Below are 15462 nucleotides of genomic sequence, written 5' to 3' on the forward strand. Positions count from 1 at the left end.
CGTCCCAGGCTGAGGGGCCGGACACCGCGGACAGGACGCCGAGCAGAGCGACGAGTGAGGGAGGAGTCATGAGCACGGCACACACCAGCGTCCCCGAGGTGCTGGCCGCGCTGAAGGACGTGGCGTACCCGGCCGACAGGGAGCGCCTGGTCACGGCCGCGCGTGCGGCGGGCGCGTCGGACGAGGTGGTCAGGGTCCTGCGCGGGATCCCCGCCGAACGGTACGCGGGCCGCGAGGACGTGGCGAGGTCGGTCCGGGTGGATCCGGACCCGGATCTCGGCCACACCGCCGCTCCACGTGCGGTGCGGGGCCGCGAGGGCGGCAAGCCCGGCGTCGCCCAGCATCTGTGGGAGGAGCCGAAGACGCCGATCCACGAGGAGTTCGACCGCTGAACCGACGCCGGCGACCCGGCACCGCCCGCCGTCCCTTGACGCCCCTTGCGCCCCCGCCTAGCGTGCGGGACCAGACACGTCTGGACAGGTAGGACAGGTGGCTCGGCGATGACGGACCCGCAGGACCCGATCAGAAGCACCGGCGGAAGATCCCCCGCCCGCCCGATACAGGTGGAGACACACGGGCTCGACGTGATCGGGGACGTGGACCGCAAGGGCAGCCCGCGCACGCTGTTCTGGCCCTGGTTCGGGGCCAACGTCTCCGTGCTCGGACTCAGCTACGGCGCCTTCGCGCTCGGCTTCGGCATCTCCTTCTGGCAGGCCCTCACCGCCGGTGTGCTCGGCATCGTCGTCTCCTTCCTGCTGTGCGGGTTCGTCGCGGTCGCCGGAAAACGCGGCTCCGCGCCCACCATGGTCCTCAGCCGGGCGGCCTACGGAGTGCGCGGCAACCGCCTGCCGTCCGTGATCTCCTGGATGCTCACCGTCGGCTGGGAGACCGTCCTCACCGCGCTCGCCACGCTGGCCACCGCCACCGTCTTCAGCCGCCTCGGCTGGGGCGGCGGCACGCAGACCGAGGTGGTCGCCCTCCTGGTGGTGGCCGCGCTGACCGTCGTCGGCGGCGTCATGGGCTTCGACCTGATCATGCGGCTGCAGACGGTCATCACCGTGGTCACGGGCGTCCTCACGCTCGTCTACGTCGCCCTCGTCGTCGACCACGTCGACTGGCACACCGTCAGCGCCGTCCCGGCCGGTTCCGCGCAGGAGTTCGTCGGCGCGCTGGTGTTCATGATGACCGGCTTCGGCCTCGGCTGGGTCAACGCCGCCGCCGACTACTCCCGCTATCTGCCCCGGAGTTCCTCCAGCCGCGGAGTGATCGGCTGGACCACCTTCGGCGCCTCCGCGGCCCCGCTGCTCCTGCTGGTCTTCGGCCTGCTGCTGGCCGGTTCCTCCCCGAGCCTGAGCAAGGCCGTCGCGGCCGATCCGATCGGCGCGCTGACCACGATCCTGCCCACCTGGTTCCTGGTGCCGTTCGCGGTGGTCGCCGTACTCGGCCTGGTCGGCGGCGCCGTCCTCGACATCTACTCCTCGGGCCTGGCGCTGCTCTCCGCCGGCCTGCGCGTGCCCCGATACCTGGCCGCGCTCTTCGACGGCGTCCTGATGATCGCCGGCTCGGTCTACATCGTCTTCTTCGCCGACGACTTCCTCGGCCAGTTCATGGGCTTCCTCACCACCCTCGGCGTCCCGATCGCCGCCTGGTGCGGCATCATGCTCGCCGACATCGCCCTGCGCCGCCGCGACTACGACGACGGCGACCTCTACCGCCCGCACGGCCGGTACGGCGACATCCCCCTGCCGCCCCTGCTGCTCACCCTCGCCGCCACGGCCGTCGGCTGGGGCCTGGTCACCAACACCGCCGCGAGCTGGCTCACCTGGCAGGGGTACCTGCTCGGCCCGTTCGGCCTCGGCGGCAGGACCGGCGCCTGGGCGTACGCCAACCTGGGTGTCCTGGCAGCGCTGGCCCTGGCCTTCGCCGGCACCCTGCTGCTGGGCCGGGGCCGGGTGCGGGCCCAGGAGGCACAGGCGCCCAGCCGGGTCACCGACGAGGGGGTGCTCAACCCATGACCGCCGGACACCTCGCCGTCATCGACATGCAGCGCGTCTTCGCCGACCCGGCGAGCCCCTGGGCCACTCCCCGGTACGCCGACGCGGTGGCGGGCGTCCGCAGCCTGCTGCCGGCCTTCGCCGACCGCGTCACCTTCACCCGCTTCCAGGCGCCCGGCGAACCCACCGGCGCCTGGCGCGCCTACTACGCGCAGTGGGCCTTCGCCCTCCAGCCCCCGGACTCCGGACTCTGGCAGCTGTCCGAGGAGTTCGCCGACCTGGCCGGCCACGTCGTGACGGCCACCACCCTCGGCAAGTGGACCCCGCAGCTCGCCGCCCGCGTCGGCCCGGGAGAGCGCCTGATCCTGGCCGGTGTCAGCACCGACTGCTGTGTGCTGTCCACCGCCCTGGCCGCCGCCGACGCCGGCACCGAGGTCCTGGTGGTCGCGGACGCCTGCGCCGGCGTGGACGACGACTCCCACCTCAAGGCCCTGCAGATCATGGAGCTGTACCGGCCGCTGATCCGGGTCACCACCGTCGACGATCTGCTCGCGGAGCCCGGACCGTGACCGGCGTCCCGCTCAAGCACCAGCGGATCAGCCGGATCCTCGCCCGGGAGATCCGCGACGGCAGCCGCCCGGCGGGAGAGCGGCTGCCCGGCGAGCACACCCTGGCCCAGCGGTTCGGCGTCAGCCGTACGACCGTCCGCGCGGCCCTCGCCGAACTGTCCAGGGAAGGCCTGATCACCACCCGCACCGGCAAGGGCTCCTACGTCCGCTACGACGGCCGCCCGCTGGACGAGGGGTCCGGCTGGGCCCGGGCCCTGGGCCCGCGGGGCGCGGACACCACCGTGCGGACCCTCGGCGTACACGAGACGCGCGATGCCGCCCTCGCCGCGGAACTCGGTCTGGAGAAGGACGCCTTCGTGCGTGTGGAGCGCACCCGGGAGCTGGTCGCGGGCGGCACCGTGGTGTCGTACGAGCGCAGCTTCCTGCCGCCGGTGCCGCTGATCCGCGAACTGCCCGCCCGCGGCCTCGGCCAGGAGTCGCTCACGGAACTGCTGCTGCGGGCGGGACTGCGGCCCGACCACGGGGAGCAGCGGATCTGCGGGCGGCCCCTCGACGCCCGGGAGGCGGAGCTGCTGCGGCGCACGCCGGGGGACTGGTTCCTGCAGTCACGGCGGACGAGCCGGGCGGCCGACGGCTCCTTCGTCGAGCACGCCGTCAGTCTCCTCGACCCCCGCCACTTCCAGCTGACCCTCACCTACGGCTGACCCGCACCGCTGCCGGCTGTGGTTCCCCCGGATCACCGCCGGGCCCCCACCGGACCCGCCGGTGATCCTCACGCATGCCCCGTCGCCCACCGGGTACGCGAGGCGGGAGCACGCCCGGTGCGCAACCGCCCCGGGTGGCCCGTACCACCGCCGCTACCTGGGGATCTGCCATGGAGACACCCGCACACGACGACCTGCCGACGCCGGCCCAGCAGGCGCTGGACGCGCTGGCCACGAACGCCGAGGACCAGGCCGCGCTGGACGTCCTCGCCCACAGCGACGTACTCGTCCCCGTCCCGGACGACGCGATCGACGGAGAGGGCGCCGACGCCACGAGCGTGGCCCTGCCCGTCCTCGAACAGCCCGGCGGAGACCCGGTCGTCCCCGTGTTCACCACCGAGGGCGAGATGGCCGAACTGCTGCCGTTCGTCTCCCGCTACCGCCTCATACCGCTGGGCGCCCTGGCCTCCCAATGGCCCGAGGAGGATCTCTCGCTGGCCATCGACGGCAACTCCACCCACGCCCTGACCCTCACGTCACAGGGGGTCCGCACGCTGCTGGCCCGATGACGAGCGGCCCGTAGGGCGCCCACTCCCTCGGGCGTGAAAATGGGCCCATGGAATACATCTCCGGCGCGGCCGGAGCCGTCATCCTCGTCCTGGTCCTCAGCAGCATCATCCGCACGCTGGTGGTACCGCGAGGCCTCTACTCCGTGCTGGTGTTCCGGCTCTGGTGGACGCTGCGCCGGCTCCTGCGGCTCCTCGCCGTCCGCAAGGACTACGCCGCGATCGACCGCGCCCAGACCTGGCTCGCCCCGCTGATGCTCATCGGCATGCTCACCGCCTGGCTCGCCGGGGCGCTGCTGGGCTTCGGCCTCCTGCTGTACGCGCTGTCCCCGCTGTCCTGGACCAACGCCTTCCGGGAAGCGGGGTCCAGCCTGTTCACGCTCGGCTTCGCCAGCGGCGCCCGGCTGAAACTGTCGGTGCTGGACTTCGTCGCCGCGGCCACCGGACCGGTCCTGATCGCCCTGCAGATCGCCTACCTGCCCACTCTGTACGCGGCCTACAACCGCCGCGAACTGGAGGTCACCCTGCTGCAGGCGCGGGCCGGCGAGCCCGCGTGGGGGCCGGAGATCCTCGCCCGGCAGTGGCTGGTCGACACCGAGACCGCGCTGCCGGCCCTCTACCGCGCCTGGGAGCGGCTCGCCTCGGACATGGGCGAGAGCCACTCGACGTACCCCGTCCTGCTGACCTTCCGTTCCCCGCGCCCGTACCGCAGCTGGCTGGTCGGGCTCGTCGCCGTGATGGACGCGGCCGCGACACACCTCGCCCTGGAGCCACGGCTCGCCCCGCCCGAGGCCCGGCTGGTGCTGCGGGCCGGCTTCACGGCCCTGCGCGACATCGCGCGTGCCCTGCGCATCCCCTTCGACGCCGACCCGCCGCCGGACGCCTCCATCCGGCTCACCTTCGCGGAGTTCGACGCGGCCGTGGCGATGCTGGAGTCGGCCGGGTTCCGGGCCGAGCGTCGGCCGAAGGAGGCCTGGCCGCACTTCCGGGGCTGGCGGGTCAACTACGAGGCGATCGCCTACGAGCTGTGCCGCCGCTGTGACGCCGTACCCGCGCTGTGGACCGGTCCCCGGGACTTCCCCGACGGCCCGATCCCGCCGCTGCGTCCCGCCGACCGGCGCCCGGCCGACCCGCCCGGCGAAGGACGGCCGGAACTTCCCCCTGCCACCGGGTAGTCCCCGGCCCGAGACGGGAAGGTCCCACCGGAGACGTATCCGTAAGCGTGGGAAGGAGCCGATGCTCGTGAGGGTCGTCCTGCTGGGCACCGCCGCCGGGGGCGGCTTCCCGCAGTGGAACTGCGCCTGCGCGCTGTGCGCCGCCGCCCGGGACGGCAAGCTGCCCTCCCGCATGCAGGAGTGCGCCGCCGTCACCGGCAACGGCCGGGACTGGTGGCTGCTGAACGCCTCGCCGGACCTGCGCACCCAGCTCACCGCCACACCGGCGCTGTGGCCCGGCCCCGGTCCCCGGGACACCCCGCTGCGCGGTGTCCTGCTCACCGACGCGGAGGCCGACCACGTCACCGGCCTGTCCGAGCTGCGCGGAGCGGCGGACCTGAAGGTCTACGCCGCCCCGCCGGTCCGTGCCGTCCTGGCGCCCGCGCGCGCCGCGCTGGACCGCTACGCCCGCTGGGAATGGGCGGACAGCCTGGCCGACGGCGGGTTCGTGCTGGCCGGCGGGCTGGTCGTCACGGCCCATCCGGTGGGCATGAAGATCCCGAAGTACGTGCCGGCGCCGACGCCGGACCCGGCCTGCCCGTGGGTGACGGCGTACCGTGTCGAGGACCTGGCCAGCGGGGGAGTGCTGGTGTACGCGCCGTGTGTGGGGGCCTGGAGTCCGGCGCTGGAGGAGCTGTGCGCCCAGGCCGACTGCGTCCTGCTGGACGGCACGTTCTTCGCGGCCGACGAGATGGGCACGGCGGTGCGGTCCGGCGCCGGGCAGGCCGCCATGGGTCACCTGCCCGTCACGGGCCCGGACGGCTCGCTCGCCGGCCTGGCCCGGCATCCCGGCGCACGCCGGATCTACACCCACCTCAACAACACGAACCCGCTCCTCGACCCGGCGTCGGCGGCACGCGCGCGTGCCGCAAAGGAGGGCGTGGAGGTCCTGCCCGACGGTGCGGAGCTGGTGCTCTAGCGTTCCTGCCCGGTCAGCATGCGCTCCAGCACGGCACGCTGCAGGGGCAGCACCTCGGCGTGCAGGGCGCGGCCCCTGGAGGTGAGCGCCACCCACACCCCGCGCCGGTCCTCCGCGCACACCGAGCGCTCCACCAGCCCGTCCTTCTCCAGCCGGCCGATGAGCCGGGACAGCGCGCTCTGGCTGAGATGGACGCGGCCGACCAGGTTCTGCACCCGGCACTGGTCGCCCTGCGCGGGCGACTCGGCAGCCAGGATGTCCAGCACCTCGAAGTCGCTGGCACCCAGCCCGTGCGGGTGCAGAGCCCGGTCGATCTCGCACATCGTGTGCGCGTGCACCGCGAGGATGTCCCGCCACCGTTCCTCAAGCCGGGCGTCGGCCGTCTTGACTGCCATACCCGCACCGTAGCACCGATCCAGCCAATCATTGAGTGTGCAACTAGTGCGGGTGTGCTTCGCGGCCGTGCCTCAGGCGGCCGGGTCCTGAAGGAGGCCGACGAGGTTGCCGTCGGCGTCCTTCACGGAGGCGATCAGCCGGCCGTTGCCGACGTCCCGCACGTCCTGGACGACTTCGGCACCCGCCTCCAGCAGCCCCGCGAGCCGCTCCCTGAGGTCGGTGACGTGCCAGAACGGCACCGGACCGGTCAGGCCCTGGGCATGCCCGTGCGGGTCGAGGCCGACGTCCTGCCCCTCGGCCTTGAAACCGACGTAGTAGGCCTCGTCGACATACGGCTCGACGCCCAGCAGGACGGTGAACAGGGCCTTGGCCCGGTCCTTGTCCTTGACGGGGTAGATGATCGTCTGCAGGCCGGCGGTCATGGGACTCTCCTTCTGGGGTGCGTGGCCCGGCGGGTCGTCCGCCGGTGCACTTCACGCTAAGGCCGGGGAGCCCGCCATGGCTTCTCCGATCCTGACCGTTCAAGGCCGGGCGGCCCCTGTCCGCTCAAGCTCCTGGGTGGCCGTGCAGCCTTTCTGGCTCGTCCGGCCGAGGCAGCCCCACCCCGTCGCCGGTACGTACCTGAAGTACTGGACGGGCTTGTGCGGTACGGCCTCGGTCGTGAACGTGCCCGTACCGTTCGGGATGCGCTGCGTGTGGGGGCCGGACGTGTCGGTGTACGAGACGCTGATGTGCCACTTGCACGTCTGGACGGAGACCTCGGGCTGGATACGCAACGGCATGTTCGCCTGGCCGTTGCCCAGGTCTACGGCGTTGTGGCGGAAGTACAGCTCCCCCTGGGACTCGCCCTCGTCGAGGACGTACGGCCCGTGCGGTCGGTTCGCCGACCCGCCGGACAGGTCCCACATCAGGCCCTGCCGGGGCTCGGAGCCGGCCGGTGGTATGTCGACCACGGTCTGCGCGGTGGGTGCGCTGCACATGTCCTTCACGGCGGTCATGCCATTGATTGTGAGCCCGGCGGTGCGGTCGCTGTTCAGATTCAGGTTGAACGTCTGAGTCATGCCCTCCGGTACGCGATGACCGTCCTCCAGAGGTTTCTGGAAGGTCTGGGGGTACTCGACGATCCGGCCGCCGAGACGCTTCAGGAGCGTCCAGACCTGCGAGGCATCACCCTTTGTGGCCGTGAGGGTGGCCTGTTCCCGCGCGGTCAGCGGGCGGTCAAGGAGCACGACGACCGATTCGGGCATGTCCTGTGCGTAGTCACGGGGGGTGATGGTCGAGACGAAGGCGGGGAGTTCGTCGTCGACGGACTTCTCCGCCTTCTTGTCCGAGCGGGCTCGGTCGGTGGCCGTGGTCCGGTCCAGCTCGTAGTTCGCGTAGTAGGCGAACAGGATTCCGCCCAGGACGACGACCGCCGCGACCATCACGTACAGCACGCGGTGTCTGGGCGGAAGTGAGCGGAGCCCAGGAAGGCGTTCGTCGGCCAGGACGTGCCAGGCGGTCCGTCCGGGCGACGGGGCGGGGGCCTCCGGCTCGGGCTCCGGGGCGCCGTTGTGGACGGGGTCGGCGCGCGGTGCGGGGACAGGCCCTACGGCATCTCCCCCGGGCCGCGGTGGGCCCGGGTCGGACGACGGCGGTGGGACGGGTGGAGTCGTGGACATGGAATCCCCCAGGTTTTCCTGCGACCGAAACGCGTGGCCTCGCCAACCGCTCGCGCCGAGAACGGGTTTCAGCACCCTAGGACAGGACGGCTCGGACAACTACCCCGGCGGAGCGGGCGTAGAGACGGATGCGGAGGGTGATGCGGGGCCTGCCCCGGTGGCCGCGTCCAGCGCGTACACGTTCTTGTCGAAGTTGCCGGTGTACACCAGTCCGCCGACGACCGCGGGCGACGACACGCCCATGTCCCGCATGCGCGAGGCCCACTTCTTCACCCCGGTGGCCGCGTCCAGGGCGCACAGGCCGGATCCCACGCTGACGTACACCATCCCGCCGGCCACTGCGGGCGACCCGCCTGTGCCGTTGAGGTCGGACGTCCACCTCCTGGCCCCGGTGGCCGCGCTCAGGGCGTGCACGCTCAGGTCGCTGTTGACGTACACCACCCCGCCGACGACCGCGGGCGTTGCACCGATCGTTTCGCCGCCGGTCGAGAAGGACCACCTCTTGGTACCGGTGGCCGCGTGCAGCGCGTACATGTGCCCGTCGTTGCTGCCGATGTACACCACCCCGTCGACGACCGCGGGCGACGACTCGACCTCACGGAGGGTCGTGAAGGCCCATTGTCTGGCGCTGCTGGCCGCGTCCAGGGCGTACACGTTCCTGTCGGTGCTGCCGATGTACACCACCCCGTCGACGACCGCAGGTGACGACTTCACCCAGCTGCCGGTCTGGAAAGACCACTTCTTCGCGCCCGTGGCCGCGTCCAGCGCGTACACATAGCCGTCATAGCTGCCGATGTACACGACCCCGCCGACGACGGCGGGGGTCGAACGGACCTCGTTGCCGGTGGGGGTGGCCCATTTCCGTGCGCCGGTGGCCGCGTCCAGGGCGTAGACGTGCTTGTCGTCGCTGCCGATGTACACGACCCCGCCGACGACGGCGGGGGTCGAACGGACCTCGTTGCCGGTGGGGGTGGCCCACTTCTGTGCGCCGGTGGCCGCGTCCAGGGCGTAGACGTGCTTGTCGTCGCTGCCGATGTACACGACCCCGCCGACGACCGCGGGCGACGATCTCACCTCGCCAAGGGTGGCGTGGCGCCACGGACGGGGTGGGTCGGCATCCCCGCCACCACGGCCGCCACCACCACTACCGCCCCGACCGCCGCCACCACCGCAGCCGGCCGTGATGACGGCGCCGGCACCGAGACCGAAGCGCAGGGCTGCGCGGCGGGTGAGGTGCCCCGGCCCCGGCTGCCTGTCCGCGGCCGCTCCCCGCACTTGACCCACGAGCTGTCGCACGCGGTGCCCGGACTGCGTGCTGATGACATCGGCAGGACGATTCACATGGCGACGATATGGGTCACTGTCGTGGCCGGCAGCGGTTTCGGCCGACGTTCACATCGTCTCCCCTCCACAGCACGGCCACGAGGCGGCCGTGCTGATCGCGCCCACAACGAGCGGCTACGACCCGCACTTGCCCGAAAGACCTACCTCACCCTCGCTTCCCTCCCCGGGGCGGTCCTCCGCTCGCGTCCCCAGGAAGCCAGCGGCTGGAGAGCGGCGTTGAGGCGCGTGCCGTCCTCGGTGAGCGAGTACTCGACGCGGGGCGGCACCTCTTCATAGGCGACGCGGCGCACGACGCCGTCCGATTCCATCTCGCGCAGATGAGAGGCCAGCACCTTCTCGGTGATGCCCGGAAGCAGCCGGCGCAGCTCCCCGAAGCGGCGGTGGGGGTGTTCCTGAAGTGCCCAGAGAATCAACACCTTCCACCTGCCCCCGATCACCTCCATCGCGGTGTCGATCCCGCAGACGTGTCCGTCTGGTGCGCCCGGCCGGTTCAGCGTCGTCATGCCCACCCCTTCTGACGTGCTCGCTCACCCCGAGGTAACCACCCACTCCGAAGTGCGTACTTGATCACCCACGGGCCTGTGGCCAGCCTAATCGGCATGGCACACAACACCGTTGAGAAGACCTCCGTCACGCTGCTGGGCCTCGGCGCGATGGGCAGCGCGCTGGCCCGCACCTGGCTTGCCGCCGGCCACCCGCTCACCGTCTGGAACCGCACGCCGGCCCGCGCCGCCGCGCTCGCCGCCGAGGGCGCGAGCGTCGCGGACAGCGCCGCTGAGGCGGTGGCGGCGAACACCCTCGTCATCGTCTGTCTGCGGGACGACGCCTCGGTCGGCGAGACGCTGTCCGGCACCGATCTGGCCGGCAGGGACGTGGTCAACCTGACCACCGGTACCCCTGCCCAGGCCCGCGTCCGCGCCGCGTGGGCACGTGACCGCGGCGCCCGCTACCTGGACGGCGGGATCATGGCTGTCCCTCCGATGATCGGTGCCCCAGGGGCCGGCGGTCACGTCTTCTACAGCGGCTCGCGGGAACTGCTCGAACGGCACCAGGACACGCTGGGCGTCCCGGCCGGCACCACCTACGTCGGTGAGGACGCCGGTTTCGCAGCCCTGTACGACGTGGCCCTGCTCAGCGCCATGTACGGGATGTTCGCCGGGACCGCGCACGCCTTCGCGCTGATCCGCAAGGAGGGCATCGACCCCGCGACGCTCGCTCCGCTGCTCGCCGACTGGCTCGTCGCCATGGCCCCGGCGGTTCACCAGACCGCCGACCAGCTGCGGACCGGTGACTACACCAGGGGTGTCGTCTCCCGTCTCGCCATGCAGGTGGCCGGCACGCCGACCTTCCTGAGGACCGCCGAGGAGCAGGGCGTCAGCGCGGAACTGCTCAGCCCCTACTTCGAGCTGATGCGCCGCCGCCTGGCCGAGGGCGGCGGCGACGAGAGCCTGACGGGCCTGATCGACCTGCTGGCGCGCTGACCAGCCCGGCGGGGGCCGTCCCCCCGTTCGCAGCTGAGAAGAGCGAAGGCCCCGCGCCGATGATGACTCGGGTGCGGGACCTTCGCCGTCAGGGCTTCCTCGGGCTGCTCCCGGCCGGAAGCCGTACGGCGCTTGAACCACACCGGGGTCGCGCCGGCCACGAGCAGGAGCGCGCCCAGTCCGGCGACGATGCCGGCCTGCGTGCCCCCGCCCCCATCGTCGTCACCCATGCCGGGCGGGGTGGGTCCGTTGCTGATCCCGGCCGAGGCCGTCGGCTCGGGCGACGACGTCCGAGACGGCGTGCCGGCCGGCTCCCCGGTCGGGGACGGCTTGTGGAAGCGGAGCTTGGTGATGTTCCGCTTGGGCGACTTCGGGTCGTTGGCCGCCTCACAGCCTCACCCAGATCACCCGCGTCCACCCCCCGGCCCCGCCGCGCTACGACCAGCACACCATCCTCACCGCACCGGGCCACGACCCTGCCCGTGCCCGCGAAGTGGTCAGTGAACCACCCACCGTTGCCGCCGGCGTGGAAGAACTCCCGTCCATCCCGCGTCTGTACCTGCGCACACCCCACACCCTCGACGACCTCAACACCGTCACTGTCGGTTGCTGGGGCACCGCTGTGCAGATCAACGACCCCGCGTTCGCCGAGAACGGCACCACCGGCTACAGCCTCGACAACGCCTTCGAGTACCAGGCCCAGGCGCATCCCGAAGTGCGCGTCCTGGCCGTCTGCGAACAGGACGAGATGGACGAGGTCTGGCGGCCGGAGGACTGAAACGACGTGCGACTTCCACAGGCGCCCGAGGCGAGGTCGGATCCGGCATGCGCCTCGAAGCTGAGCGACGTCAGTTCTGGGCGGTGGGCCGGACGACGATCTCGTTGACGTCGACGGTCGGGGGCTGCTCGATGGCGAAAGCGACGGCGCGGGCGATCGCCTCGGGCGGGATCGCGATCAGGTCGCGCATTTCCGTGATCTGTGCTCGGACCTGCGGATTCGTTGACGCCTCGGCGAAGTCGGTGGCTACGGCGCCGGGCGAGACGGTGGTCACCCGCAGCGAGCCACCGGCTTCCTGGCGCAGGCCTTCGCAGATGGCGCGGACCGCGAACTTCGTGCCGGCGTAGACCGCCATGGTCGGCACGATGCGCAATGCGGCCGTGGAGGCGATGGTGATGAAGTGGCCTGTGTCCTGGGCCCGGAAGACCGGCAGCGCCGCGCCGATCCCGTGCAGCACGCCCTTGACGTTGACGTCGACCATCCGGTCCCACTCGTCGACCCGTAGATCGTCCAGAGGCGAGATCGTGCCCACCCCGGCATTGCTGACCAACACGTCGAGCCGGCCGAATCGCTCGCCGGCCAGTGCGACCAGGGCGTGCAGGTCGTCCCGCCGGGTCACGTCCGTGCGGGTCTGCACGGCCGTGCCACCCGCGCTCTCGATCCGCGCCACCAGGTTCGCGAGGCGCTCGGACCGGCGCGCACCCAGGACGAGCCGCGCGCCCCGCCCGGCAAGCAGCAGTGCGGTCGCCTCGCCGATACCGCTGCTGGCTCCCGTGATCGCCACGACCTTGCCGTCGATTCCGGACACGTTGTCTTCCTCGTCTTCCTGAAGTACCGGTAGCCGGTGACCCACAGGTCACCGGTGAGAGCTGCACCCCCCACTCGGGAGACAGTCTGTGAGGTCTTCAGCCTGGTATCCAGAACGCGGTCATTCTGGAACCGGAGATACCATCCAGCATGCCGTCACAGCCCAATCAGCGCCGTGAGCTTGGCGCTTTCCTACGTAGCCGCAGAGAGCGGATCACCCCTGACCAAGTGGGGCTGCCGCACACCGGCCGACGACGGACACCGGGCCTGCGCCGGGAAGAACTCGCGCTGCTCGCCTGCATCAGCGCCACCTGGTACACGTACCTTGAGCAGGGCCGGGACGTCCACGCCTCGGACCAGGTGCTCGACGCCCTCGCCTCGGCACTGCAGTTGGACCGGCACGAGCGCGGTCATCTCTTCCGGCTCGCCGGGCGCGCGCCTGCGGTCGAACCCGAAGAACGGGAGTCCCTCACCGCCGATGTGGCAGCTGTCCCGCTCCTGCTCCAGCCGCATCCGGCGTACATCATCGGCGGAAACTACGACGTGCTCGGCCACAACCAGGCGGCCGACGACCTGTTCCCGCGCCTCAACGCGGCTGACAGGCAAGCCAACTTCGCCCGATGGGTGTTCCTCGAACCTGTCGCCCGGAACGTTCTGGCCGACTGGGAGATCGAGGCACGCGGCCTGCTCGCCCGGCTGAGGACACTTGCCGGGCGCCACCCGGGCGCCCCCCGGTACACCCGGCTGATCGACGAACTGAACGCGGGCAGCCCTGAAGTGCGGGCCTGGTGGCCGCAGTACGACGTGCAGGCCCGGCACGGCGGACGGAAGCGGATACGGCTCCCCGGACGCGGGATCGTCGACTTTGCCTACACCGCATTCCATCTGGCCGAACAACCGGAACAGACACTGGTGATCTACTCCGACAGGGCGTAAGTGTGATCGTCGGCCCGTCATACACGGCCGAGAGGTTCACGTACGGGTCCGCAGGTGCCCGGAGGCACGACCGCTGGCCGTCGTGAGAGGAACTCGTCGACAATGCACGGGAGTCTCCTCGGTGTTCCCCGTACAGCGCCGAACAGCCCACGCCGTGCCGCGCTCGTGGCGCGGCCACACGGGTGGTTCTGCGCAGAACACCTGAGCCCCCGTTCCCCCTCGCGATGCCTTGACCGCACAAGGGACTTGGGCCGGCCGCCGGGCCGGCGCCCGTGCTCGTTGATCAGACGATCCGGCGTGCCGACGAGCAGATCCCGGACATGTGCGAATTAACCTCTCGTCACCTTATGACGTGGTGGATCGCATACGCATCCGCTTCAACGCTCGGAGAAGACATGCGCAAGCCTCGCAAGACCGCCGTCGTGGCCGCCCTTCTCGCCACCGTCGGCTTCCTCGGCACCGGCACCGCCTACGCCCACGGGCAGGGGCATGGGCACGGGCACAAAAACGGGCACTCACACGCGAAGGGACACCAGGGTCGAGAGAGCGAGACAGTCCTCATCAGCCAGAGCACCTCATGCACGGTGGCCGAAGAGAACGTCGACGTACAGGGTGAGTCCGGATTCGAGAACGGCCGCGAGGGCAACCAGCCCAACGGCAAGGGCTCTCCCGGCCAGCAGACCACCAACGTCGGCTCACGCCTCGGGTGCGACAACACCCTCGTCCTCGGCAAGTAGCTCACACCCCTCCCGGCGCCGGGCCGCACGACCGGCGCCGGGAGGCAGCAGGTGCGGGGCGCGGATGCCGAGGATGCCGAAGACCTCGTCCTTCGCCGGCCCGCGCAGCTCCGCCATGAAGGCGGGGTCCACCCGACCGGTCCTGGCCCAGATCCCGCCGAGGGACTCCGCGCAGTGCTGGGCCAGCACGCTCGTGAAGCCCTCGGCGCGGATGATCCGGGCCAGGCCCGACTCGACGAGCGGACCGGAGAGGAACTCCAGACAGCCCGCCGCGTCGTATTTCTCGTCCTCGCGAGCCATCGGGTCGTCAAGGATGCCGACGAGCAGGACGGCCCGTTCCTCATCGGGGATCTCCGGCTCGGCCCACACCGGGGCCCCCGGGGTGGACGCAGTCAGGGTGCAGGGCCGCCCCCTTCCGAACAGCCCCTCCAGCCATCTCCTCATCCAGAACACACCCCTCGTCCAGAACGTGCGGAGTCGTAGGTTACGGCCGCGGCGACCAGCAGTCCGCCACCGGCCCGTCTCCAGCCGGACGGCAGCCGTCCCCGCCTGCCCGCCTCAGCGGCTCACAGCGGTCTCCCGCTCCATCCACGTCAGCGGCCAAGTGCGTCAAGTCCCAGGGCATGAAGGTCGACTTCCACTACTCGGACACCTGGGCCGACCCGGGCGCACAGACCAAGCCGGCCGCGTGGACGCGCCATGCATGGCCGTCGCGCTGCACCTGGCCAAGGGCGGTGACAAGTCAGGCACGGAGTGGTGGTCCGACAACGCGGCCGCGCACGGGTGAAGTCCGACGCGACCGGCCTGTCGTACGACGGCCACCGGCGCGGCCCGCTCTCCGATTTCCAGACCCCCCTGGAGGACGCGGCCTCCCGCTACGGCGAGCCGGTGTTCGTCGCCGAGACGGCCTACCCGTTCACGCCGGCCCGGGACGACTCCCTGGGGAACCAGATCGACACCAGCGGCGAGCTGGTGAGCGGCTACCCGGCGACCGTGGCCGGCCAGACCAAGTGGATGAACGACGTGGTGAGCATCGTGGAAGCCGTCCCGAACGGCCGCGGCCCCGGCGTCTTCTACTGGGAGGCGACGTGGACCGCCGGCACCGGAGACGGCTGGGACCCGGCCGACGCCACCTCGGGCAACGGCTGCGAGAACCGGGCCTGTTCGGCTACGACGACAAGGCGATGTCCTCCATGACGTGGTTCAGCCACCGCCGAACCACCCATGCGCGGCCCGGCCGCAGGGGAGGCCGGGCCCCGCCCTGTTTTCCGGGGCCGCCCGGCGCTTCGCGGTCGCACGGCCGTTCGGTACCGGACAACGAACGATGACTCCCGTGCGCGACGGAATCGGCCGGGC

Annotated in this window: 18 protein-coding genes and 1 pseudogene; 12 read left to right on the forward strand and 7 right to left on the reverse strand. The window is 71.4% G+C overall.

What is annotated here, in order from left to right:
* Window positions 1–68 precede the first annotated feature (68 nt).
* From IE244_RS22550 to pqqB, 7 genes are all read left to right on the forward strand, one after another.
* Window positions 69–392 carry a DUF2795 domain-containing protein gene (locus tag IE244_RS22550; protein ID WP_191875372.1) on the forward strand — a complete coding sequence of 108 codons (324 nt, stop codon included), beginning with the start codon at window positions 69–71 and terminating at the stop codon, window positions 390–392.
* Window positions 393–500: 108 nt separating this feature from the next.
* Window positions 501–2015: a purine-cytosine permease family protein gene (locus IE244_RS22555; protein WP_191875373.1), complete on the forward strand. Its 1515-nt coding sequence runs from the start codon at window positions 501–503 to the stop codon at window positions 2013–2015.
* On the forward strand, window positions 2012–2563 hold the full coding sequence (locus IE244_RS22560; RefSeq protein ID WP_191875374.1) for a cysteine hydrolase family protein: 552 nt from the start codon (window positions 2012–2014) through the stop codon (window positions 2561–2563). Before IE244_RS22555 ends, IE244_RS22560 begins: the two co-directional genes overlap by 4 nt.
* Complete coding sequence (locus IE244_RS22565; RefSeq protein WP_191875375.1) at window positions 2560–3267, forward strand: GntR family transcriptional regulator; 708 nt, start codon at window positions 2560–2562, stop codon at window positions 3265–3267. Before IE244_RS22560 ends, IE244_RS22565 begins: the two co-directional genes overlap by 4 nt.
* A gap of 170 nt (window positions 3268–3437) precedes the next feature.
* A complete protein-coding gene (locus IE244_RS22570; protein ID WP_031162948.1) occupies window positions 3438–3836 on the forward strand; it encodes an SseB family protein in 399 nt (132 codons plus the stop codon).
* A 47-nt stretch (window positions 3837–3883) separates the two neighbouring features.
* Window positions 3884–5008 (forward strand): hypothetical protein, encoded by a 1125-nt coding sequence (locus tag IE244_RS22575; RefSeq protein WP_191875376.1) that lies wholly within the window; start codon window positions 3884–3886, stop codon window positions 5006–5008.
* 61 nt (window positions 5009–5069) lie between these two features.
* Window positions 5070–5966 carry a pyrroloquinoline quinone biosynthesis protein PqqB gene (pqqB, locus tag IE244_RS22580; RefSeq protein WP_229854281.1) on the forward strand — a complete coding sequence of 299 codons (897 nt, stop codon included), beginning with the start codon at window positions 5070–5072 and terminating at the stop codon, window positions 5964–5966.
* Here pqqB and IE244_RS22585 read toward each other — a convergent pair.
* From IE244_RS22585 to IE244_RS22605, 5 genes are all read right to left on the reverse strand, one after another.
* On the reverse strand, window positions 5963–6361 hold the full coding sequence (locus IE244_RS22585; RefSeq protein ID WP_191875377.1) for a MarR family winged helix-turn-helix transcriptional regulator: 399 nt from the start codon (window positions 6359–6361) through the stop codon (window positions 5963–5965). The two genes, pqqB and IE244_RS22585, sit on opposite strands and share 4 nt — an antisense overlap.
* Window positions 6362–6433: 72 nt before the next feature.
* Window positions 6434–6784 (reverse strand): VOC family protein, encoded by a 351-nt coding sequence (locus IE244_RS22590; RefSeq protein WP_031162939.1) that lies wholly within the window; start codon window positions 6782–6784, stop codon window positions 6434–6436.
* Between the two features lie 99 nt (window positions 6785–6883).
* Window positions 6884–7798: a hypothetical protein gene (locus IE244_RS22595; RefSeq protein ID WP_191875378.1), complete on the reverse strand. Its 915-nt coding sequence runs from the start codon at window positions 7796–7798 to the stop codon at window positions 6884–6886.
* Window positions 7799–8122: 324 nt separating this feature from the next.
* Window positions 8123–9364 carry an outer membrane protein assembly factor BamB family protein gene (locus IE244_RS22600; RefSeq protein ID WP_191875379.1) on the reverse strand — a complete coding sequence of 414 codons (1242 nt, stop codon included), beginning with the start codon at window positions 9362–9364 and terminating at the stop codon, window positions 8123–8125.
* A gap of 143 nt (window positions 9365–9507) precedes the next feature.
* Window positions 9508–9870: a winged helix-turn-helix transcriptional regulator gene (locus IE244_RS22605; RefSeq protein ID WP_191875380.1), complete on the reverse strand. Its 363-nt coding sequence runs from the start codon at window positions 9868–9870 to the stop codon at window positions 9508–9510.
* Window positions 9871–9966: 96 nt separating this feature from the next.
* Between IE244_RS22605 and IE244_RS22610 the strand changes: the two genes are divergently transcribed.
* Window positions 9967–10848 carry an NAD(P)-dependent oxidoreductase gene (locus IE244_RS22610; protein ID WP_191875381.1) on the forward strand — a complete coding sequence of 294 codons (882 nt, stop codon included), beginning with the start codon at window positions 9967–9969 and terminating at the stop codon, window positions 10846–10848.
* Window positions 10849–11251: 403 nt separating this feature from the next.
* Window positions 11252–11626 carry a DUF6333 family protein gene (locus tag IE244_RS22615; protein ID WP_229854298.1) on the forward strand — a complete coding sequence of 125 codons (375 nt, stop codon included), beginning with the start codon at window positions 11252–11254 and terminating at the stop codon, window positions 11624–11626.
* Window positions 11627–11696: 70 nt separating this feature from the next.
* Here the strand turns inward: IE244_RS22615 and IE244_RS22620 are convergent, their stop codons facing one another.
* The gene (locus IE244_RS22620; protein WP_191875383.1) at window positions 11697–12434 is read right to left on the reverse strand and encodes an SDR family oxidoreductase; all 738 of its coding nucleotides are present in this window, start codon (window positions 12432–12434) and stop codon (window positions 11697–11699) included.
* A gap of 149 nt (window positions 12435–12583) precedes the next feature.
* On the opposite strand from IE244_RS22620, the gene IE244_RS22625 reads away from it, so the two are divergent.
* Both IE244_RS22625 and IE244_RS22630 read left to right on the forward strand, forming a co-directional pair.
* Window positions 12584–13369: a helix-turn-helix transcriptional regulator gene (locus tag IE244_RS22625; RefSeq protein WP_191875384.1), complete on the forward strand. Its 786-nt coding sequence runs from the start codon at window positions 12584–12586 to the stop codon at window positions 13367–13369.
* A gap of 395 nt (window positions 13370–13764) precedes the next feature.
* Window positions 13765–14106: a hypothetical protein gene (locus IE244_RS22630; protein ID WP_191875385.1), complete on the forward strand. Its 342-nt coding sequence runs from the start codon at window positions 13765–13767 to the stop codon at window positions 14104–14106.
* Here the strand turns inward: IE244_RS22630 and IE244_RS22635 are convergent.
* Window positions 14065–14550, reverse strand: a complete 486-nt coding sequence (locus tag IE244_RS22635) for a hypothetical protein (RefSeq protein WP_191875386.1) — start codon at window positions 14548–14550, stop codon at window positions 14065–14067. The genes IE244_RS22630 and IE244_RS22635 overlap by 42 nt on opposite strands.
* A 149-nt stretch (window positions 14551–14699) precedes the next feature.
* Between IE244_RS22635 and IE244_RS22640 the strand changes: the two are divergent.
* Window positions 14700–15434 (forward strand): annotated as a pseudogene (locus IE244_RS22640) (glycosyl hydrolase 53 family protein); the annotation flags it as partial.
* Window positions 15435–15462: the final 28 nt, after the last annotated feature.

This window comes from Streptomyces filipinensis (assembly GCF_014649495.1).
Lineage (GTDB): Bacteria > Actinomycetota > Actinomycetes > Streptomycetales > Streptomycetaceae > Streptomyces > Streptomyces filipinensis.